The 17,997-nt window shown below is 64.1% G+C and carries 22 protein-coding genes; 7 read left to right on the top strand and 15 right to left on the bottom strand.

Annotation, left to right across the window (positions count from 1 at the left end; translation table 11 throughout):
• Nucleotides 1-43: 43 nt before the first annotated feature.
• From MRBLMC3_RS16850 to MRBLMC3_RS16825, 6 genes are all read left to right on the top strand, one after another.
• The gene (locus MRBLMC3_RS16850; protein ID WP_363830666.1) at nt 44-814 is read left to right on the top strand and encodes a class II aldolase/adducin family protein; all 771 of its coding nucleotides are present in this window, start codon (nt 44-46) and stop codon (nt 812-814) included.
• A 139-nt stretch (nt 815-953) separates the two neighbouring features.
• The gene (locus tag MRBLMC3_RS16845; RefSeq protein WP_363830663.1) at nt 954-2,822 is read left to right on the top strand and encodes a CHASE3 domain-containing protein; all 1,869 of its coding nucleotides are present in this window, start codon (nt 954-956) and stop codon (nt 2,820-2,822) included.
• A 50-nt stretch (nt 2,823-2,872) separates the two neighbouring features.
• Nucleotides 2,873-4,117, top strand: coding sequence for a putative DNA modification/repair radical SAM protein (locus MRBLMC3_RS16840; protein ID WP_363830660.1), 1,245 nt, complete (start codon nt 2,873-2,875; stop codon nt 4,115-4,117).
• 129 nt (nt 4,118-4,246) lie between these two features.
• Nucleotides 4,247-4,543, top strand: a complete 297-nt coding sequence (locus MRBLMC3_RS16835; RefSeq protein WP_363738955.1) for a hypothetical protein — start codon at nt 4,247-4,249, stop codon at nt 4,541-4,543.
• Between the two features lie 53 nt (nt 4,544-4,596).
• A complete protein-coding gene (locus MRBLMC3_RS16830; RefSeq protein WP_363830658.1) occupies nt 4,597-5,061 on the top strand; it encodes a hemerythrin domain-containing protein in 465 nt (154 codons plus the stop codon).
• Between the two features lie 6 nt (nt 5,062-5,067).
• Complete coding sequence (locus tag MRBLMC3_RS16825; RefSeq protein WP_363830655.1) at nt 5,068-6,462, top strand: UdgX family uracil-DNA binding protein; 1,395 nt, start codon at nt 5,068-5,070, stop codon at nt 6,460-6,462.
• A gap of 45 nt (nt 6,463-6,507) precedes the next feature.
• Here MRBLMC3_RS16825 and MRBLMC3_RS16820 read toward each other — a convergent pair whose 3' ends face one another.
• Together MRBLMC3_RS16820 and mgtE are read right to left on the bottom strand one after the other, a co-directional pair.
• Complete coding sequence (locus MRBLMC3_RS16820) at nt 6,508-6,906, bottom strand: DUF1489 family protein (protein WP_363738629.1); 399 nt, start codon at nt 6,904-6,906, stop codon at nt 6,508-6,510.
• A 28-nt stretch (nt 6,907-6,934) separates the two neighbouring features.
• Entirely contained in the window at nt 6,935-8,362 is a 1,428-nt protein-coding gene (gene mgtE / locus MRBLMC3_RS16815) for a magnesium transporter (protein ID WP_363738627.1), read from the bottom strand.
• 403 nt (nt 8,363-8,765) lie between these two features.
• Between mgtE and MRBLMC3_RS16810 the strand changes: the two genes are divergently transcribed.
• Complete coding sequence (locus tag MRBLMC3_RS16810; protein WP_363738625.1) at nt 8,766-9,218, top strand: peptidylprolyl isomerase; 453 nt, start codon at nt 8,766-8,768, stop codon at nt 9,216-9,218.
• Between the two features lie 16 nt (nt 9,219-9,234).
• On the opposite strand, the gene MRBLMC3_RS16805 is transcribed toward MRBLMC3_RS16810, so the two are convergent.
• From MRBLMC3_RS16805 to rpsN, 13 genes are all read right to left on the bottom strand, one after another.
• On the bottom strand, nt 9,235-9,900 hold the full coding sequence (locus MRBLMC3_RS16805; protein ID WP_363738623.1) for a hypothetical protein: 666 nt from the start codon (nt 9,898-9,900) through the stop codon (nt 9,235-9,237).
• A complete protein-coding gene (locus MRBLMC3_RS16800; protein ID WP_363830652.1) occupies nt 9,900-10,475 on the bottom strand; it encodes a hypothetical protein in 576 nt (191 codons plus the stop codon). Before MRBLMC3_RS16800 ends, MRBLMC3_RS16805 begins: the two co-directional genes overlap by 1 nt.
• Before the next feature lie 126 nt (nt 10,476-10,601).
• Entirely contained in the window at nt 10,602-11,642 is a 1,041-nt protein-coding gene (locus MRBLMC3_RS16795; protein WP_363830649.1) for an acyltransferase family protein, read from the bottom strand.
• A gap of 136 nt (nt 11,643-11,778) precedes the next feature.
• Nucleotides 11,779-12,318, bottom strand: a complete 540-nt coding sequence (locus MRBLMC3_RS16790; RefSeq protein WP_363830646.1) for an SRPBCC family protein — start codon at nt 12,316-12,318, stop codon at nt 11,779-11,781.
• A 197-nt stretch (nt 12,319-12,515) separates the two neighbouring features.
• Complete coding sequence (locus tag MRBLMC3_RS16785) at nt 12,516-13,172, bottom strand: adenylate kinase (RefSeq protein WP_363830643.1); 657 nt, start codon at nt 13,170-13,172, stop codon at nt 12,516-12,518.
• A 48-nt stretch (nt 13,173-13,220) separates the two neighbouring features.
• Nucleotides 13,221-14,585: a preprotein translocase subunit SecY gene (gene secY / locus MRBLMC3_RS16780; RefSeq protein ID WP_363830640.1), complete on the bottom strand. Its 1,365-nt coding sequence runs from the start codon at nt 14,583-14,585 to the stop codon at nt 13,221-13,223.
• Nucleotides 14,586-14,834: 249 nt separating this feature from the next.
• Nucleotides 14,835-15,359, bottom strand: a complete 525-nt coding sequence (rplO, locus tag MRBLMC3_RS16775; RefSeq protein WP_025547286.1) for a 50S ribosomal protein L15 — start codon at nt 15,357-15,359, stop codon at nt 14,835-14,837.
• Nucleotides 15,360-15,497: 138 nt separating this feature from the next.
• Nucleotides 15,498-15,677 (bottom strand): 50S ribosomal protein L30, encoded by a 180-nt coding sequence (gene rpmD, locus MRBLMC3_RS16770; RefSeq protein ID WP_133652666.1) that lies wholly within the window; start codon nt 15,675-15,677, stop codon nt 15,498-15,500.
• A 6-nt stretch (nt 15,678-15,683) separates the two neighbouring features.
• A complete protein-coding gene (gene rpsE, locus MRBLMC3_RS16765) occupies nt 15,684-16,391 on the bottom strand; it encodes a 30S ribosomal protein S5 (protein WP_133652665.1) in 708 nt (235 codons plus the stop codon).
• A gap of 2 nt (nt 16,392-16,393) precedes the next feature.
• Complete coding sequence (rplR, locus tag MRBLMC3_RS16760) at nt 16,394-16,747, bottom strand: 50S ribosomal protein L18 (RefSeq protein WP_133652664.1); 354 nt, start codon at nt 16,745-16,747, stop codon at nt 16,394-16,396.
• Nucleotide 16,748: 1 nt separating this feature from the next.
• Nucleotides 16,749-17,282, bottom strand: coding sequence for a 50S ribosomal protein L6 (rplF, locus tag MRBLMC3_RS16755; RefSeq protein WP_133652663.1), 534 nt, complete (start codon nt 17,280-17,282; stop codon nt 16,749-16,751).
• A complete protein-coding gene (gene rpsH / locus MRBLMC3_RS16750; RefSeq protein WP_025547278.1) occupies nt 17,282-17,677 on the bottom strand; it encodes a 30S ribosomal protein S8 in 396 nt (131 codons plus the stop codon). Before rpsH ends, rplF begins: the two co-directional genes overlap by 1 nt.
• Nucleotides 17,678-17,689: 12 nt before the next feature.
• A complete protein-coding gene (gene rpsN, locus MRBLMC3_RS16745; protein WP_007707881.1) occupies nt 17,690-17,995 on the bottom strand; it encodes a 30S ribosomal protein S14 in 306 nt (101 codons plus the stop codon).
• Nucleotides 17,996-17,997 lie beyond the last annotated feature (2 nt).

Below are 17,997 nucleotides of genomic sequence, written 5' to 3'. Positions count from 1 at the left end.
GGACTGGCGGATAGTCCCCCAATAAACAAGAAGGAGGATCGCCATGGCAACCATCGCCAGGAGCATGGGCAAACATCCCGACATGCCGGCCGCAGAATGGACCGCGCGCCAGCAACTCGCCGCCTGTTACCGCATTTTCGACCATCTGGGCTGGTCGGAACTGATCTACAACCACATCACCCTGCGCGTGCCGGGGGAAGAAAATGCCTTCCTCATCAATCCCTTCGGCCTGCTGTACAGCGAAGTGACCGCATCCAGCCTCGTCAAGATCGACATTGACGGCCATGTGCTGGACGGCAACCCCTATCCGGTCAACCGCGCCGGCTTTACCCAGCATAGCGTCTTCCACCGCCACCTGCCCGATGCGCATTGCATCGTCCACACCCACACCACCGCGGGCATGGCCGTCAGCGCGACGCGGGAGGGACTGACACCGACCAATTTCTATGCTGCGGCGTTCATCGGCCGAATCGCCTATCACGACTTCGAAGGCATCACGATCCGGCCGGAGGAAGGCGAGAGGCTGATCGCCCATCTGGGCGAGAGGCGCATCATGATGCTGCGCAACCATGGTACGCTGGTCATGGCCAAGTCCTTGCCGGAAGCCTTCCTGACCCAGTGGATGCTGCAACGCGCCTGCGAGGTCCAGGTCGCGACCGGCGCGGCCGGCACGCCGATGAACATCCCGGCGGAGGTCATCGCGGTGCATCAGCGCGACCTTAGCGGCGTGCAACTGCCGGCCGGCCCCGGCGTGCCGGATTTCGAGGCCATGGTGCGCAAGATCGACCGGATCGATCCAGGCTGGCGGGAGTAGAGCGGGAAGAGCCGGGGATCGGCGCGCTCGCGGCGCTTTCCAGAGGTGCTAAAGCGTCGATTTCCCTGCCATAATCCTTTTGGCTGGATATCCTTTCCCGGCTTGCCCCCCTCGCCTTTTTTCCGCATCTTCCGCCGCCATGCCCGCAATCCGCCCTGAACGATCGATCTTCCTGCTGCTGCTTGCCCTCCTTGTCGGCGCGCTTGCGGTAGGCAGCACCTATTGGATCTACGCGGTGCAGCAGCGGGTCAATATCTGGGTCCAGCACACATTGCGGATCGAGAACCAGCTCTCGACCCTGCTGCTTCACGCGCAGGAAGCGGAAAGCGCGCAGCGCGGTTTCATGCTGACGCGCAAGAAGTCCTTCCTTGGTCCCTATGAGAGTTTTCGCAGCGAATGGCGGCAGGAACTGGCCACGCTGCGCGTGGAGATGCGCGACAATAGGCTGCAGGCCCGATCGCTGGAGGAACTGGAGGAACTGCTCGACGACCGCCTGTTCCTGATGCGGGCGGGCATAGAGCGGCGACAGCGTGGGGAGGTGTTCGAGGCGGACGATTACGATGCGGGGATGATAACGATGACCCGCATCCGCGCATTGGTCGCGACGATGCGGGCGCGTGAGGCGCAATTGCTGAAGAACCGGACCGCCAACGACAATCGGCTGAGCACGATGGTTTCAGTCGGGCTCACGCTATCCGCCGTGCTGATCACCCTGTTGGGAGCGCTGGCGCTGCGCACCGCCTATCGCCGCGTGGCCGAAGCGACCGAAAGCCAGCAGGCGCTCGCTCACATCAACCAGCGCCTGATCGAAGAGGCGCAGGATCGCGAGGCGGCCGAAGGGCAGTTGCGCCAGATCCAGAAGATGGAATCGATCGGGCAACTGACCGGTGGCATCGCCCATGACTTCAACAATATGCTCGCCATCGTCATCGGCTCTCTCGACATCGCAAGGCGGCGGCTGACGCCGGATTCGGACCCCCGGATCATCAAAGGCATCGACAATGCGGCAGAGGGCGCCCAGCGCGCCGCCCAGCTCACCGCGCGCCTGCTCGCCTTCTCCCGCCAGCAGCCGCTGGATCCGCAGCCGATCGACGTGAACAAGCTGGTTGGCGGCATGTCGGAGCTGCTGCGCAGGACCATCGGCGAAGCCATTCGGGTGGAAACAGTGCTGGCCGGCGGGCTGTGGCGCGCCAGCATCGACGCCAGCCAGCTCGAAGCAGCCATCATCAACCTTTGCGTCAATTCGCGCGATGCCATGCCCATGGGCGGCAAGCTGACGATAGAGTCGGCCAACGCGCATCTCGACGATGCCTATGCCGCGACCCACAGCGACGTCACCGCCGGCCAATATGTGATGGTATCCGTCAGCGACAGCGGCACCGGCATGCCGCCCGAGGTGGTGGAACGCGCCTTCGAACCCTTCTTCACGACCAAGGGGGTCGGCAAGGGCACCGGGCTCGGCCTCAGCCAGGTGTTCGGCTTCATCAAGCAGTCGCGCGGCCATGTGAAGATCTATTCCGAACCCGGCGAGGGCACGATCATCAAGATCTACCTGCCGCGATATTATGGGCCGGAGTCGGTCGGCGGGACCGTGACGGTGACGCCCGCCGAACTGCCCCGTGCCAAAGGGGAAGAGATCATCCTGGTCGTGGAGGATGAGGAGCGCGTCCGCCACATGTCGGTCGATTCGCTGCGCGAGCTGGGCTACACCATCGTCCAGGCTTCCGACGGGGAGCAGGCGCTGGAAATGCTGACGATCCAGCCGCGCATCGACATGCTGTTCACCGATGTCGTCATGCCCGGCATCAACGGGCGCATCCTGGCCGATCGCGCGCGGGAGAGCCATCCCGGCCTCAAGATCCTCTACACGACCGGCTATACCCGCAACGCCATCGTCCACAACGGCATGCTCGACCCCGGCGTCTCCTTTCTCGCCAAGCCCTTCACGCTAGACCAGCTGGCGGTGAAGGTCCGCCAGGTGCTGGATGCGGACTCCCCACCGGCCTGACTGATCGAGATTATGGACAGTGGGGGATAGGGAACATATGATGAACAATCATGACCGCCCTCTCCATCCGGCAAAAGCTGGAAATCCTTGCCGACGCCGCCAAATATGATGCGTCCTGCGCGTCGTCCGGGACGGCGAAACGGGACAGCGCATCGGGACGCAAGGGCGGCATCGGTTCGACCGAGGGCATGGGCATCTGCCATGCCTATGCGCCCGACGGCCGCTGCATTTCGCTGCTCAAGATCCTGCTGACCAACAGTTGCATCTTCGACTGTCACTATTGCATCAACCGCCGGTCGAGCGATGTGCGGCGCGCCCGCTTCACCGTGCGGGAGGTGGTCGACCTGACGCTGAGCTTCTATCGCCGCAACTATATAGAGGGCCTGTTCCTCTCCTCCGGCATCATCCGTTCGTCCGATTATACGATGGAGCAGTTGGTGGCCGTCGCGCGCAGCCTGCGCGAAGAACATGATTTCCGCGGCTATATCCACCTCAAGACCATCCCCGACGCCGACCCCGAACTGGCCCGCCAGGCGGGCCTCCATGCCGACCGGCTGTCGATCAATGTCGAACTGCCCACCGAACAGGGCCTGCGCAGGCTGGCGCCGGAGAAGGACAAGGGGCAGATCGAAAGCGCCATGGCGGGGATGCGCGACGCCATTGAGGAAAGCACCGACGCCAGCCGCCGCTACACCCATGCGCCGCGCTTCGCCCCGGCGGGCCAGTCGACCCAGATGATCGTCGGCGCGGACCAGGCGGACGACAGGGCCATCATCCAGCGGGCAAGTTCGCTCTACAGCCGGCACAAGCTGCGCCGCGTCTATTACAGTGCCTTCTCGCCCATCCCCTCGCCCAGCAGCGTGCTGCCGTTGAAGCGTCCGCAGCTGATGCGCGAACATCGGCTCTACCAATCCGACTGGATGATGCGCTTCTACGGCTATTCGGCGCAGGATCTGGAAAGCGCGACCGATCCCGCCACCGGCTGCCTGCCGCTCGACATCGATCCCAAGCTCGCCTGGGCGCTGCGCCATCGGGAGGTCTTTCCGGTCGACGTCAACCATGCCCCGCGCGACGCGTTGCTGCGGGTCCCGGGGCTGGGCGCGAAGGCGGTGGACCGGATCGTCGCGAGCCGACGCCACCGCCGGTTGCGGCTGGACGACGTCGCCCGCCTGACGCGGAGCATCGCCAAATTACGGCCCTTCCTGATCGCGGCCGACTGGCGGCCGGTCCAACTGGCCGATCGGCTCACCCTGCACGTGGCGCCGCCGCCGTCACAATATGAGCTTTTTGAATGAGTCGCGCTCATTTTGCCGTTGATCGGAAAGGCGGTTCATGTTTTTCTTGCCCGACGCAAGGAAAGGGCCGGATTTTTGGCGACGAAGTGGAACGATGGTATAACGCGCCGCACGGGCCATGCCCAGCGGATGAGTTCCCATCTCGCCGCTGCGCTTGTCATTTTCTGCCTGCTCCAGATTTTCATTGTCGCCAAAATGGGCGGATCGCTGCTGCTGCATCTGGGCATCATCGTGGCGATCGGCGGCTTTGCCGTTGCCGCGCGGGGGCTGGAGCGGCGCTGGGAGCTGCTGGATCGCAGTGGCCTGCCCGCGCACGGCCTGGATCTTCGCTTCCGCCGCGATCTGGTGCAGCTCTGGGCGGCCAGCATTGGCGGCGGCCTGCTCTGGATTCCTGTCGCGATCATCTTTCGCGCGCTGTTCGGCTGAACCCAAAGGCCGGGTCCATCGTTGTTCCTTCCGCAAGAGAAGGAGCATCCCCCATGGCCGACCGCAGCATTTTCGACCGATTGAAGCAGGATCATGACGCCCACCGGCAGCTGTTCGACAAGATGGCTGACGCGAAGGACGAGCCCGATCGGCTGGAAAAGCTGTTCGAACAGTTCAAGGTGGAAGTGACCGCCCATGCGGCGGCGGAGGAGGAAACGCTCTACGCCACCATGCTGGCGCGCCCCGACCTGCGCGAGGACGCGCAGCACAGCGTGTCGGAGCACAAGGAGATCGACGACTATCTGGAGGAGCTGGAAGAGCTGTCCTTCAACGGCGAGGAATGGAACCACGTCTTCGCCCAGCTCAAGAAGCGCTACCTCCACCATATCGAAGAGGAAGAGGAGGAGATGTTCCCCGACGCCGCCAAGGAACTGACCGCCGAGGAGGAGCAGAAGCTGGCGGCCCGGTTCACCCAGCGCAAGCCGGCGGAATTGCAGCGCGCAGAGGCGAATGACTAAGGGGCGATGCATCGGGCGCGGCTGAACGGACCGGATGATTTCGATGGTTGGCGCCAGGCCGCGCGCGCCTTTGCCCTTGCCGGCACGGAGCCGGCCGACATTGTCTGGCAAACGGGCGATGAAGGAGATCTGTTCGCGGCGGACGAACCCCCTCCAGCGACTAACGGCGCCATGTTTTCCGTCCCTCGCGCCTTTGTCGAGCTGGCTGAAACGGCAATCCTGCACAGCGATCCGGAACGTTTCGCCCTGCTCTACGCCCTGCTCGTGCAATTGCGCGGGCGCCCAGCCAGCCTGGACGATCGCGCCGACCCGCTGGTCCGCCGGGTGGAGGCGCTGGCCAAGGCGGTCCGGCGCGACATGCACAAGATGCGCGCCTTCGTCCGCTTCCGCGAACTGGCCGATGCGGACGGCGCGCGCTTCATCGCCTGGTTCGAGCCGGAACATCATATCGTCCGCGCCAATGCGGGTTTTTTCGTGCGCCGCTTCGCCTCCATGCGCTGGTCGATCCTGACGCCGGAGATCAGCATCCATTGGGATGGCGAGACGTTGACCGAAGGGCCGGGCGCCACGCGCAACGATGCGCCCGCGCAAGATCCCGTCGAGGATATCTGGAAGGGCTATTATGTGTCGATCTTCAATCCCGCACGGCTCAAGGTCGGGGCGATGCTGTCCGAAATGCCCCGAAAATATTGGCGCAACCTGCCGGAAGCCGCGCTCATTCCCGAATTGGTGGCAAGCGCCCAGTCACGGGAGGCAGCCATGATCGCAACGCCGCCCAAACCCTCCGCCCGGCAGGGAAATGCCGACGCGGCCTGGAGCGCGCTGCGCGAGGAGGCGATGGGTTGCACCCGCTGCCCGCTCTACCGCGACACGACCCAGACAGTGTTCGGGGAGGGACCAGTCGATGCCCCGCTGATGTTCATCGGAGAACAGCCGGGCGATCAGGAGGATCTGGCCGGACATCCCTTTGTCGGGCCGGCCGGGCAATTGTTCGACCACGCGCTGGAGGAGGCGGGGATCGACCGCAGGCGCGCCTACGTCACCAATGCCGTCAAGCATTTCAAGCATGAGCGACGGGGCAAGAGGCGCATCCACCAGACGCCGGAAACGCCCGAAATCCAGGCTTGCCGCTGGTGGCTGACGCAGGAGCTGGAGCTGGTCCGGCCACGGATCATCGTCGCCCTGGGCGCCACGGCGGGGCGCGCTCTGCTGGGGAAGGCCGTGACCATCAGCCGGGTCCGGGGCGCGCCCCTGGCTTTGGAGGGCGGCGCGCAGGGATGGATAACGGTTCATCCAAGCTATTTGCTGCGGGTACCGGACGCGGCACGCAAAGCCGAGGAGAGAAAGCGCTTCATTGCGGAATTGCGGGAGGTCGGCGCGCAGGTGAAGGCGCTTGCCTGAAAAAGACCCCGCCCCCGCGAAGGCAGGACGGGATGATGTGAGACCTTAGAGCAACCCGAGCCGCGACAACTCCCCCAGCAATCGCGTCGGCATCGCATCCAGATCATTCGCCTCGCCTGCGCCCAGATCGGCCGGGGCGTCCTTCTCCTCCAGATAGCGCCAGCCTTGATGCGCCCGCTTGGGCACGGCGCGCACCGGGATCAGCCGTGGCTCCAGCCTGATCCAGTAACGGCCCTGTCCGGTTTCCTGAAAGCCCAGCAGCGGACTGCGCCCGACAAGCTGATGCCCATGAATCCAGAAGAGCGAACCGCCCTCCAGCTCCTCGACCCGCTTGGGCAGATAACGCGTCGTCAGCCTTGCCTCCTCCGCATGGCTTTCCAGCCAGGCGCGGAGCGTTGCAGGGCTTTCGCTCTGAAAGGCGATCTTGGTCAGGTGAAGCGGCATGGCAGGAAGATGGGCGCTGACCGGCCGATTACAAACCCCATATCGTGGCAAGGCCGAGGAAGGAGAAAAAGCCCATCACGTCCGTCATCGTCGTCACGAACACGGCGGAGGAAACGGCGGGATCGACATTCACCCTGTCCAGCGCGACCGGGATCAATATGCCCGATAGCCCCGCCACCAGATTGTTGATCAGCATCGCCAGCCCGATAACGATCCCCAGATCATGATTGCCGTAGATCAATCCCACCGACAGGCCGATCAATATGCCGAGCGCGGTGCCATTGGCGCTGGCGATGCGGAATTCGCGGACGATCTGGCGCATGGTGTTGGAACTGGTGAGCTGGTTGGTGGCGAGCGCGCGCACGGCGACGGCCATGGTCTGCGTCCCCGCATTGCCGCCCATGCCCGACACGATCGGCATCAGCACGGCCAGCACGACATATTTGGAGATTGTCGCCTGGAACAACCCGACCACGGAGGCCGCCAATATGGCCGTGCCCAGATTGACCACGAGCCATTGCAGGCGCGTGCGCACGGTTTGCAGGATGGGCTGGTTGATGTCGCCCTCACCCGCGCCCGACAGGCGAAGAATGTCTTCTCCCGCTTCCTCGGAGATGATGTGGACGATATCGTCGACCGTTATCATGCCGACCAGCCGACCGCTGCCGTCCACCACGGCCGCGGAAATCAGCGCATATTTCTGGAAGCGCAGCGCCACCTCTTCCTGGTCCATGTCGACCGGGATCAGCGTCTGTTCGCGCTTCATGAGGTCCGCCATGGCGACGCTGCGCGGGCAGGTCAGCACCCAGCTGAGCTGGCAGGTACCGATCGGCCTGTGCGCTTCGTCGACCACGAAGATTTCCCAGAAGTCGGTCGTCAGGTCGCGGTTGTCGCGCAGATAGTCGATCACCTGCCCGACCGTCATATGTTCCGGCACCGCGACCAGATCGCGCTGCATCAGGCGGCCGGCGGACTCCTCCGGATAGGACAGCGCGCTTTCGATGGCGGCACGATCTTCGGGATCAAGCGCGTCGAGGACAGCCTGCTGGTCGGCCTCCTCCATATCCTCGATGATGGCGACGGCGTCGTCGGTGTCCAGTTCGGCAGCGAACTCCGCCACCTGTTCGGGGAGCAGCGCGTCGAGCAGGTCGTCGCGGACATAGTCGTTGAGTTCGGACAGAACCTCCGCACCGACCAGATCGCCCAGCGCCGCGGCCACCTCGCCCCTCCGTTCGGACGGGGTGAGTTCGAGAAGGTCGGCAATATCGGCCGGATGCAGCGGCGACACCAGTTCGCGGGCACGCTCCCGGTCATCCGCCTCTACCGCATCCAGAACGGCATCGACGAATTCGCCCTTCAGCCGATCATCCTCGTCATGGCGGGATTCGACCTGCCCGGCGGCAATGTCCTCAAAATCGTCCGGCCGGGGTTCGGCCAAATCGGCTCGCTCGCTCATCGCGTCCCCTACTGTCCGGTTCCTGTAGCATTTCGCTGCTTTTGCCCATGCCCGTCATAATTGCAATGGCTTCCATCCCCGTCTCAGGGTCTAAACTCAATTACGGCGAGGATCGAGGCAGGCTTGTCCGGGATGCTGTGGGAGAAGAAGCGCGAGAAGCGGGCGCTTTGCCCGGTCGAGCGCTTCGACGCTCCGCAGCGCCCGGACAAACCTGCTCCGAAGGAGTGGGACGAAAAAGCCCGCTGGCGCGGTCGGCCGCTTGCCGGATAGCCCCGCTATCTGGCGGCGCGCCCTCCCTCCCAGCGGGCTTTTTCGTCTCCATCTCGACCTCACCGTAATTGAGTTTAGACCCTAACGCTCTATATGGTCCATCTCCCCAATTTTCCCCGGAAGAGGATTTTTCATGGCCGACGACACCCTGACCCTTACCCTCGACAGCGGCGGCGACGTCGTCATCAAGCTGCGCCCTGACCTGGCGCCCGGCCATGTCGAGCGCATCACCCAGCTTACCCAGGACGGCTTCTACGACGGCGTCGTCTTCCACCGCGTCATCCCCGGCTTCATGGCGCAGGGCGGCGACCCGACGGGCACCGGCATGGGCGGATCGAAGCTGCCCGACCTCAAGGCCGAATTCAGCCGCGAACCGCATGTCCGGGGCGTCTGCTCCATGGCCCGCGCGATGAACCCGAACAGCGCCAACAGCCAGTTCTTCATCTGCTTCGACGACGCCACCTTCCTCGACGGCCAGTACACCGTCTGGGGCGAAGTCACGTCGGGCATGGAACATGTCGACGCCCTGCCCAAGGGTGAGCCGCCCAAGACCCCGGGCAAGATCGTGAAGGCGACCATTTCCTAAGGCATTTCCTGCGGCATCATTTTGGCCCGTCAGTGGCGGAGGCGGCGTTGCCCGCCGTCTCCGTCGCTTCTCCAGCCGGTGGCTGATAGGGGCCGACGCTCTCTATATGCCAGCGGCGATCCGCCTCGCTGGTGCCGGGGACGTCATTGGCCCGCCGCAAGGTAACCTGCCGCAGCCGGTACCAGGGCTTGCCGTTCGCGGCCAGACGCCCATAGACCTGCACCGGCACCGTCACGAACAACGATCCCGCCGCACCTTCGATCACGCCCGGGGCGCCCACCTGGGCATGGATTTCGCTGAACCCGCGAAAGCGGGCAGCAAAGCGCGCATCGTCCTCCGCTCCCATGGCGCTGCTGTCGTTCCACAGGTCCTGCGCGTCATTATAGCGCTTTTCCTCCAGCAGGCCGTAATAGCCCTGCACCACCTGGGCGGCGCCCTGCGCGCCCTTGGGATCGATGGAGTCTTCCTCCACCACCGGCTGCGGGTTGACCGGCAGGCCGCCGGGCATGCCGGGCGCAGGAGGATTCAGCGGCTCCAGCACCGCCTGCGCCTCCGCCCGGACGCCGTTTTCGACCTGTGTAGCATTGGCGCCATTGGCCAGATTGTCGATAGCGCTCTCCTCCCGGCCATCGCAGGCCGCGAGCAGCAGCAGGCCGAGAACCACAGTGGACCCAAGCCGCATCAGTTGCGCCGGCCCCGCCAGCCATCGCGTCCGGACCGGCCGCCGGATCGCGCGCCGCCGTCCCCGCGCGTGCGCGGCGCGCCCCAATTGCGGTCAGCCCGTGATGTCGTCATATCGCCTGATCCCCTTCCTGTCGCCTGCGCGCCCGCAGCGGGATTGCCCTGCGGGGCATTCCTCCAGCCGCCATTCCATCGATTGCCGTCGCCGCCGGAACGCTCCCGCCAGCTCTGTCGCGGCACGCCACTGTTCCAGTCGCCGCGCGAACCCCCGTCGCGGCGCGCATCCCTGCGTCCTTCCCAATAGCGGCGCTGACCATCATTCCAACGCTGGCGATGACCGCTGCGATTGTACACATAATAGCCGCTTCCGGGATAGTAGTAGCCATCATACCAGCCGCCATAATATCCTGGACGATAATAGCCGGGGCCCCAATAATCATCATAATAGCCGCCGCCATAATAGCCGCTGCCCACGCTCACGCCGCCATAATAGCCGTCGTCATAAGCGCAACCGCCAAGGGCCAGCGAGCCGGCAAGGCCGATCGCGGCAAGCAACCTTCGTCCGGTCCAGGCCATTGCCTTTCTCCTTCGTCCTGCATCCATGCCATGCATAACGCGGGCTGCTTGAATTGGTTGTGAATGGCGAGCATGGGGAGGCCAGTCCAGCGCGTGAAATCGGCTTCGGCCGCGCAGCCGCGTCGCTCAGGCCTGGCTCGGCGTGCCTTCGGCGGGCACAGCCCTTTGCCGATGCCCCCGCCACCAGCCTATGATCGCTTCCCCGGCGGGCCGCTCCACCAACCGGTTGATCAGCGTCCCCAGGGTCAGGGCCACGGCAAAGGCCGTCGCAAAAGCTGTCCAGGGACCATATCCCGCCTGCGCCATCTTCAGCATCACGACGAAGCCGACATGCTGGTGGATGAGGTAGAAGGAATAGCTGATCCCCCCCAGCCAGACGAGCGGACGAAGCCGGAGGAAACGCAGCCCCCCCGCGATCAGCGTGGCGAACGCCGCCAGCAACAGGACGCCCGCCAACAGGATGTCCGGACTGTCGACCGTCGCGATCGAGAGCAGCGCAAGCGCCGCATAGGGTGCCTGCTGGCGCCAGCTCCGCTGCCCTGCCCATACGCGATAGGACAGCATGCCGATGATGAAGAAGGGCACGTAACGCAGCACCAGCAGCATCACGATCCGTTCCGGCATGCCTGGCCAGAGCGCGTAGAGCCAGCGCAGGATCAGCCAGCCGATCAGCACGGGCTCCAGCCGCTTGAGGCCCTTGCATTTCCAGATCGACACCATGCAGGCGTAAAAGGCGATCTCGACCGTCAGCGTCCAATAGGCGCCGTCCACCTCCGGCAGGAAGGCGAAGCCCTGCAACATGGTGAAATTGGCGAGGACGGCACCCGGTCCGACCAGTAGTTGCGAAACCCGTGCCAGGGATTCGATGCCCAGGGTCAGCAGCATCGCGACGAGATAGGCGGGATAGAGCCGGGCGAAACGGTTGACCAGGAAATCGGCGACCGTGTGGATGCGATCAAGCGTGAAGAATATCGCGAAGCCGGAAATGGCGAAGAACAGCAGCACCCGGTAATTGCCGCCCAGGAAGCTGAAGGGCACATGGGCCGCCTGCGGGAACAGTTCGTGAAATCGCGTCGAATAATGGAAGATGAGCACGCACAACGCACCCAACCCCCGCAAGGCGTCCAGTTCCGTCAGGCGGCGATTGGAAGGACGCGACCCCGTCATGCGGCGGACATAGCAACATTACGGCAATCATTCCGTTAATATCGTGGTTAACATAGGGGCCGATGGCATTGCCGGAACTCAGCACCTGTACCGTTTTGGGAGGAGCGCAGTCGGGACCATCCACGGGGAAGCATCTTCAGGGTTGTCCTGATTCGGCGGCGCGTTTCAGCCCTTGCAACTGCTCGGCCAGTACCCGGTCGACGACAGGCGCCATGCCCGCCGCGCCCGTGCGGAGATAGCCGCCAACGGCATAGCTCATCCTGACCTGGACGCCCTTGGCGTTCGGTACGATGTCAAAGGTCAGCGTCCCGGTCACCGCCTCGGCCTGCAATGGCCCCAGCGCCCCGGAGAGGCGCAGCAGGCGGTCCGGCGCTGCATGGATCACGCGCGCATGTTCGACGCTGCCGGGCTGGCCGGGCTTTCCCGGCACTTTTTCGCAAAAGCAGCCGCCGGCCACGGGATCAAGGGAGAGATTGGCGGCGTCGCCGCTATAGCTGTGCTGCCCGTTCCACCAACGGGCAGGTTGAGCCAGGAGCTGGTAGACTGTGGCCGCATCAGCCGAAACATCGACGCTGTTTTCGACGGCGAAGCCCTGTTCGTTGCTGCCCGTGACAGCAGAATGGGCGGGCACGGCCATCGCCATACCCGCCCATATTCCGATCCGATGCTTTCCCATCGCGGTCCCCCTCCCTGATCAGGAGGACGAGCCTAGAGCGATTTCCAAGCGATGGGAACCGATCGCTGGCTAAGAAATCGCTACAAACAAGGAATCCAGAGCGGCGATCTGATTCAATCAGATCGAAACCCGCTCTAGTTCCGATTGCCGCATTTGCCGAGGGGGCAGATGTGATGATCGAGCGCGAAAAATGAAGTTCAGGCGCTCTTGCCGTCCAATATGGCGGCAATCGCGACCGTCACCTCGTCCATGTCGGCCATGCCGTCGACACGGGAAACAATGCCCCGCGCTTCGTAGATCGGCAGGATCGGCGCGGTCTTGGCCCGATATTCGGCCATGCGCGTGCGGACGGTTTCCTCATTGTCGTCCGGGCGGCGCTTGAACTCATGCCCGTGGCATTTGTCGCACTCGCCCTCGACCTTCGGCTGCTTGAAGCTGTCATGATAGCCCTCGCCGCAGGTCGCGCAGGTGAAACGGCCGGTGATACGCTCCACCAGGGCGTCCTCATCCACTTCCAGCTCGATCACATGATCAAGCGTCCGGTTGCGGTCGGCCAATATGCCGTCCAGCGAATGCGCCTGCGCCTCGGTCCGCGGATAACCGTCGAAGATCACGCCGGTTTCAGGCGCCAGGGCATCCAGCGCCTCCCCGATGATGCCCGACACGATCTCGTCCGACACGAGTTCGCCGGCCTCCATCACCGCCTTGGCCTTGAGCCCGACGGGCGTTCCCGCCTTCACCGCCGCGCGCAGCATGTCGCCCGTCGACAGTTGCACCATGCCCCGGCTGTCCACCAGACGCGTCGCCTGCGTTCCCTTGCCGGCGCCCGGCGGGCCGAGCAGAATGATATTCATGTCGCGCATTCTCCCCTGTTCTTCGCGCTTTTTTCCGTTCCGCGCCGCCTAGCGCAGACGTCCCTTCAACTTCGCCTTCTTGATCAGATCCCCATATTGATGGGCGAGCAGGTGGCTCTGGATCTGGGTCACGGTATCGACCGTAACATTGACAACGATCAACAGGCTAGTCCCACCAAGGTAGAAGGGAATGCCCGCCCGCGCGATCACGAATTCCGGGACCAGGCAGATGAACGCCAGATAGGCCGCGCCGATCACCGTGATGCGGGTGAGCACATAGTCGAGATAATTTTCGGTGTTCTTGCCCGGACGGATGCCGGGAATGAAGCCGCCGTTGCGCTTCAGATTGTCGGCCGTTTCCTCCGGGTTGAACACCACGGCGGTGTAGAAGAAGCAGAAGAAGACGATGCCGAGGCCGTAAAGCCCCATATAGACCGGGCTGCCGTGCGACAGATACTGGTTCAGCGTCAGCACGAAATCGCCAAGCTTGCTCTCGCCCGCGACGGTCCGCCCGGCGAACTGCGAGATGGTGAGCGGCATCAGCAGCAGCGAACTGGCGAAGATCGGCGGGATCACGCCTGCGGTATTGACCTTCAGCGGCAGATGGCTGCGGTCGGCCTGCATCAGGCCCTGCCGCGTCTGGCGCTTGGGATATTGGATCAGCACCCGGCGCTGCGCCCGTTCCATGAAGCAGATGAAGGCGATGAGGCCAAAGCCCAGCACGATCACCAGGAAGATGACAAGGCCCGAGATTGCGCCCGTGCTGCTCGACTTGAACAGATTGCTGAGCGTCACCGGCAATTGTGCGACGATGCCCGCCATGATGATGAGCGACACGCCATTGCCGATCCCGCGGGAGGTGATCTGCTCGCCCAGCCACATCAGGAACATGGTGCCGCCGATCAGCGAGATCACAGCCGCGACGCGGAACAGATAGCCCGGATCGACCACGGCCTGCACACCCGACTGGGCGCCGAAGCTTTCCAGGCCCACGGCGATGAAATAGCCCTGCACCGCGGTCAGGCCGACCGTGCCGTAACGGGTATATTGGTTCAGCTTCTTGCGGCCGCTCTCGCCTTCCTTCTTGATCGCTGCAAGCTGCGGCGAGAGGGAGGCGGCAAGCTGCACCACGATCGAAGCGGTGATGTACGGCATCACGCCGAGCGCGATCAGGCTCATGCGCGAGAGCGAACCGCCCGAGAAGGTGTTGAAGATGTCGAGAATGCCGCCATTGGTCTGCTTGTAAAGCTGCGACAAGGCGGTCGGATCGACGCCCGGCAACGGCACGAAGCTCAGGAAGCGGAAGACGATCAGCGCGCCCAGCGTGAACCACAGGCGCTTCTTGAGGTCGGTCGCCTGGCTGAACTTCGCCAGGCTGAGATTGGATGCGAGCTGGTCGGCTCTCGATGCCATCTTGGCTGCCCTTCAAAACATCTTGCCGGATTGGAAAACCCGGAGCGGAATCGCTAACCCCTTAGCGGGGTGATGAGGCACTGTCGAACCGGGAATTGCACTCCGTCCATTCCAAATGGCCTTTGCGCCCGTCGCCAGGCCCAGCCTCAACTCGATATGGACGGCGCGGGTTCTGGAGTCCCCAAAACACATGGCCCCGCTCACCCATATCGGGCAGCGGGGCCATGCTTGCAAGCCTTACGGCCTAATTCACGCCTTCTTCGCAGCCTTGGCGCTGCCCTTCTTGGCAGCGGCCTTTTCAGCGGCCGGAACGACGGCGATCACTTCGACCTTGCCGCCAGCCTTCTCGACGGCTTCGACAGCGCCCTTCGACGCGCCGGCGACGAGCAGATTGACCTTGGCGGTGAGTTCGCCCTTGCCCAGCAGGCGCACGCCATCCTTGCCGCCGCGGGCAAGGGCGGCAGCCTTCAGCGCCGCGTGATCGATGGTGGCGTTGGCGTCCAGCTTGCCGGCGTCGATCGCCTTCTGCACCGCGCCCAGGTTCACGATCGCGTAATCCTTGGCGAAGATGTTGTTGAAGCCGCGCTTCGGCAGCCGCATGTGGAGCGGCATCTGGCCGCCCTCGAAGCCGTTGATGCTGACACCCGAACGCGCCTTCGCACCCTTCTGGCCGCGACCGGCGGTCTTGCCCTTGCCCGAGCCGATACCACGGCCGACGCGCATCCGGCCCTTGCGGGCACCGGCATTGTCATTGAGTTCGTTGAGCTTCGTCATTTCGTGCACTCGCTTTCGCTTTTGTCGCGCTGCTCCCAGTCGGGAGCCACCAAAGAGGACGCGCCATTAGCGCCCTTTCTCAAAAAACGAAAGAGGGGTTTCCCCCTCTCCCGCTTCATTCGTCATGATCGAAAGGACTCAGCCTTCGACCACCGCCACCATATGGGGCAGCTTCGCAATGGCACCGCGGACTTCCGCCGTGTCTTCCAGCTCCACCACGCGGTGCATCTTGCCAAGGCCCAGGCCGACCAGAATCTTCTTCTGGGCTTCCGGGCGGCGGATCGGCGAACCGATCTGCTTGATCTTGATTTTCGCCATGCTGTCTTACTCCGCAATCGCTTCGGCGTCGGCCTGGGCGACTTCGGCCGAGGCGCCGCCGCGACGAAGCAGGTCGGCGACCTTCTTGCCGCGACGCTGCGCCACCGCCTTGGGGCTGACCTGCTCACCCAGCGCCGCGAACGTCGCCCGGATCATGTTGTAGGGGTTCGACGTGCCGTTCGACTTGGTCACGACGTCAGCGACGCCGAGGCTTTCGAACACGGCACGCATCGGACCACCGGCGATGATGCCCGTACCGGCCGGAGCCGAGCGAACCGTCACCTTGCCCGCGCCGAAATGGCCGAGGCCATCATGGTGCAGGGTCCGGCCTTCCTTCAGCGGAACGCGAACCATCGCCTTCTTGGCCGAAGCGGTCGCCTTGCTGATGGCCTCCGGCACTTCGCGCGCCTTGCCATGGCCGAAGCCCGCACGGCCCTTGCCATCGCCGACAACGACGAGAGCTGCGAAGCCGAAGCGCTTGCCGCCCTTGACGGTCTTCGAGACGCGGTTGATGTGAACCAGCTTCTCGATCAGCTCTTCACCCTGTTCCTCGTCACGGTTGCCGCGACGGTCGTCGCGACGGCCGCGGCCGCCACGCTCGCCGCGGTTGCGGTCGCCGCCACGACCCCGGCCGCGACGGCCTTCGGTCTGCTCGCCGCCCTCGACAGCGGCGGGAGCGCCCGCCTGTGCCTGGATATCGTTTTCGTCAGCCATGATCAGAACTCCAGCCCGGCTTCACGGGCCGCATCGGCCAGCGCCTTGACGCGGCCATGGAACAGGAAACCACCGCGGTCGAACACGACCTGGGTGACGCCGGCAGCGGTTGCCGCAGCGGCAACGCGCTTGCCGACATCCGCAGCGGCATCGGCAGTGGCGCCGGTCTTACTGCGCACGTCCTTGTCCAGGGTCGACGCGGCGGCCAGGGTCTTGCCCTGCGCATCGTCAATGACCTGGGCGTAGATGTGACGGCCCGAACGGTGGACGCTGAGGCGCGGACGGGTGCCCGAAACAGCCTTGAGCGCGGTGCGAACGCGACGACGACGCCGCGCGAAGAGGGAAAGCTTTGCCATCTTACTTCTTCTTCCCTTCCTTGCGGAAGATGAACTCGCCGGCGTATTTGATACCCTTGCCCTTATAGGGTTCGGGCTTGCGCCAGCGGCGGATCTCGGCGGCAACCTGACCCACCTTCTGCTTGTCGATGCCGCTGATCTCGACCGTGGTGTTATCCGGGGTCTTGATCTCGATCCCTTCGGGGATCTCGAAATCGACGTCATGCGAATAGCCGAGCTGCAGCTTCAGGGTCTTGCCCTGCGAGTTGGCGCGGTAGCCGACACCGGTGATCAGCAGCTTCTTGGTGTAACCCTCGGTCACGCCAGTGATCAGGTTGGCGACCAGCGTGCGCTGCATGCCCCAGAAAGCGCGGGCGCGCTTGCTGTCATTGGCAGGCTTCACGGCGATCGTGCCGTCTTCGATGCTGTAGGTCACTTCGTCGGCCAGCGGCATGGCGAGGGTACCCTTGGGGCCCTTCACCGACAGCTGACCGTCGGCGATGGCGGCGGTCACGCCCGCGGGGACAGCGACCGGCTTCTTACCAGTACGGCTCATCAGAACACCTCCGCCAGCACTTCGCCGCCGACATTCTGCTCGCGCGCCTCGGCGTCGGACAGAACGCCCTTGGGCGTCGAGACAATGGTGATGCCAAGGCCGTTGCGCACGACGGGCAGTTCCTTGGAACCCGAATAGACGCGGCGGCCAGGCTTCGAGACGCGGGCGACATGCTTGATCGCCGGCTGGCCCTCGAAATATTTGAGCTCAATGCGAAGGCCGGCATGCTTGCCGAGCAGTTCCTCGGAATAGCCGCGGATATAGCCTTCGCGCTGCAGCACGTCGAGCACGCGGGCGCGAAGCTTCGAAGCGGGGGACACGACGCTGTCCTTCTTCGCCTGCTGCCCGTTGCGGATGCGGGTGAGCATATCACCCAGGGGATCGGTCAATGCCATCTCAAATGATCCTTACCAGCTCGACTTGGTGACGCCGGGGATCAGGCCCTTGTTGGCCAGATCACGCAGCTGCACGCGGCAGAGGCGGAATTTGCGGTAATAAGCGCGGGGACGCCCCGTCAGTTCGCAGCGGTTCCGAACGCGGGTCGGGTTGCCGTTGCGGGGGATCTCCGCCATCTTCAGACGCGCGATCAGGCGATCGCTGTCATCGGCCGCGGTATCATTCGCGATCGCCTTGAGCTTCGCATAGCGGCCGGCATATTTCTTCACCAGCTTCTTGCGGCGCTCATTCTTGTTGATCGAACTCAGTTTCGCCATGA

The organism is Sphingobium sp. LMC3-1-1.1, assembly GCF_040676285.1.
Classification (GTDB): Bacteria; Pseudomonadota; Alphaproteobacteria; order Sphingomonadales; family Sphingomonadaceae; genus Sphingobium.
Note: the sequence above shows the minus strand (reverse complement) of the source record. Positions and strands in the feature narration are given on the sequence as shown.

Bases quoted from the DNA above. Each gene is read 5' to 3' on its own strand.
- MRBLMC3_RS16835 (WP_363738955.1), top strand. From the start codon at position 4,247: ATGAGTTCCCATCTCGCCGCTGCGCTTGTCATTTTCTGCCTGCTCCAG.
- MRBLMC3_RS16790 (WP_363830646.1), bottom strand. From the start codon at position 12,318: ATGGGAAAGCATCGGATCGGAATATGGGCGGGTATGGCGATGGCCGTG.
- MRBLMC3_RS16805 (WP_363738623.1), bottom strand. From the start codon at position 9,900: ATGCGGCTTGGGTCCACTGTGGTTCTCGGCCTGCTGCTGCTCGCGGCC.
- rplR (WP_133652664.1), bottom strand. From the start codon at position 16,747: ATGGCAAAGCTTTCCCTCTTCGCGCGGCGTCGTCGTCGCGTTCGCACC.
- rpsE (WP_133652665.1), bottom strand. From the start codon at position 16,391: ATGGCTGACGAAAACGATATCCAGGCACAGGCGGGCGCTCCCGCCGCT.
- rplO (WP_025547286.1), bottom strand. From the start codon at position 15,359: ATGACGAAGCTCAACGAACTCAATGACAATGCCGGTGCCCGCAAGGGC.
- rpmD (WP_133652666.1), bottom strand. From the start codon at position 15,677: ATGGCGAAAATCAAGATCAAGCAGATCGGTTCGCCGATCCGCCGCCCG.
- MRBLMC3_RS16850 (WP_363830666.1), top strand. From the start codon at position 44: ATGGCAACCATCGCCAGGAGCATGGGCAAACATCCCGACATGCCGGCC.
- MRBLMC3_RS16795 (WP_363830649.1), bottom strand. From the start codon at position 11,642: ATGACGGGGTCGCGTCCTTCCAATCGCCGCCTGACGGAACTGGACGCC.
- MRBLMC3_RS16840 (WP_363830660.1), top strand. From the start codon at position 2,873: ATGACCGCCCTCTCCATCCGGCAAAAGCTGGAAATCCTTGCCGACGCC.
- rpsN (WP_007707881.1), bottom strand. From the start codon at position 17,995: ATGGCGAAACTGAGTTCGATCAACAAGAATGAGCGCCGCAAGAAGCTG.
- mgtE (WP_363738627.1), bottom strand. From the start codon at position 8,362: ATGAGCGAGCGAGCCGATTTGGCCGAACCCCGGCCGGACGATTTTGAG.
- secY (WP_363830640.1), bottom strand. From the start codon at position 14,585: ATGGCATCGAGAGCCGACCAGCTCGCATCCAATCTCAGCCTGGCGAAG.
- MRBLMC3_RS16820 (WP_363738629.1), bottom strand. From the start codon at position 6,906: ATGCCGCTTCACCTGACCAAGATCGCCTTTCAGAGCGAAAGCCCTGCA.
- MRBLMC3_RS16785 (WP_363830643.1), bottom strand. From the start codon at position 13,172: ATGAATATCATTCTGCTCGGCCCGCCGGGCGCCGGCAAGGGAACGCAG.
- MRBLMC3_RS16825 (WP_363830655.1), top strand. From the start codon at position 5,068: ATGCATCGGGCGCGGCTGAACGGACCGGATGATTTCGATGGTTGGCGC.
- rpsH (WP_025547278.1), bottom strand. From the start codon at position 17,677: ATGGCATTGACCGATCCCCTGGGTGATATGCTCACCCGCATCCGCAAC.
- MRBLMC3_RS16800 (WP_363830652.1), bottom strand. From the start codon at position 10,475: ATGGCCTGGACCGGACGAAGGTTGCTTGCCGCGATCGGCCTTGCCGGC.
- rplF (WP_133652663.1), bottom strand. From the start codon at position 17,282: ATGAGCCGTACTGGTAAGAAGCCGGTCGCTGTCCCCGCGGGCGTGACC.
- MRBLMC3_RS16810 (WP_363738625.1), top strand. From the start codon at position 8,766: ATGGCCGACGACACCCTGACCCTTACCCTCGACAGCGGCGGCGACGTC.
- MRBLMC3_RS16845 (WP_363830663.1), top strand. From the start codon at position 954: ATGCCCGCAATCCGCCCTGAACGATCGATCTTCCTGCTGCTGCTTGCC.
- MRBLMC3_RS16830 (WP_363830658.1), top strand. From the start codon at position 4,597: ATGGCCGACCGCAGCATTTTCGACCGATTGAAGCAGGATCATGACGCC.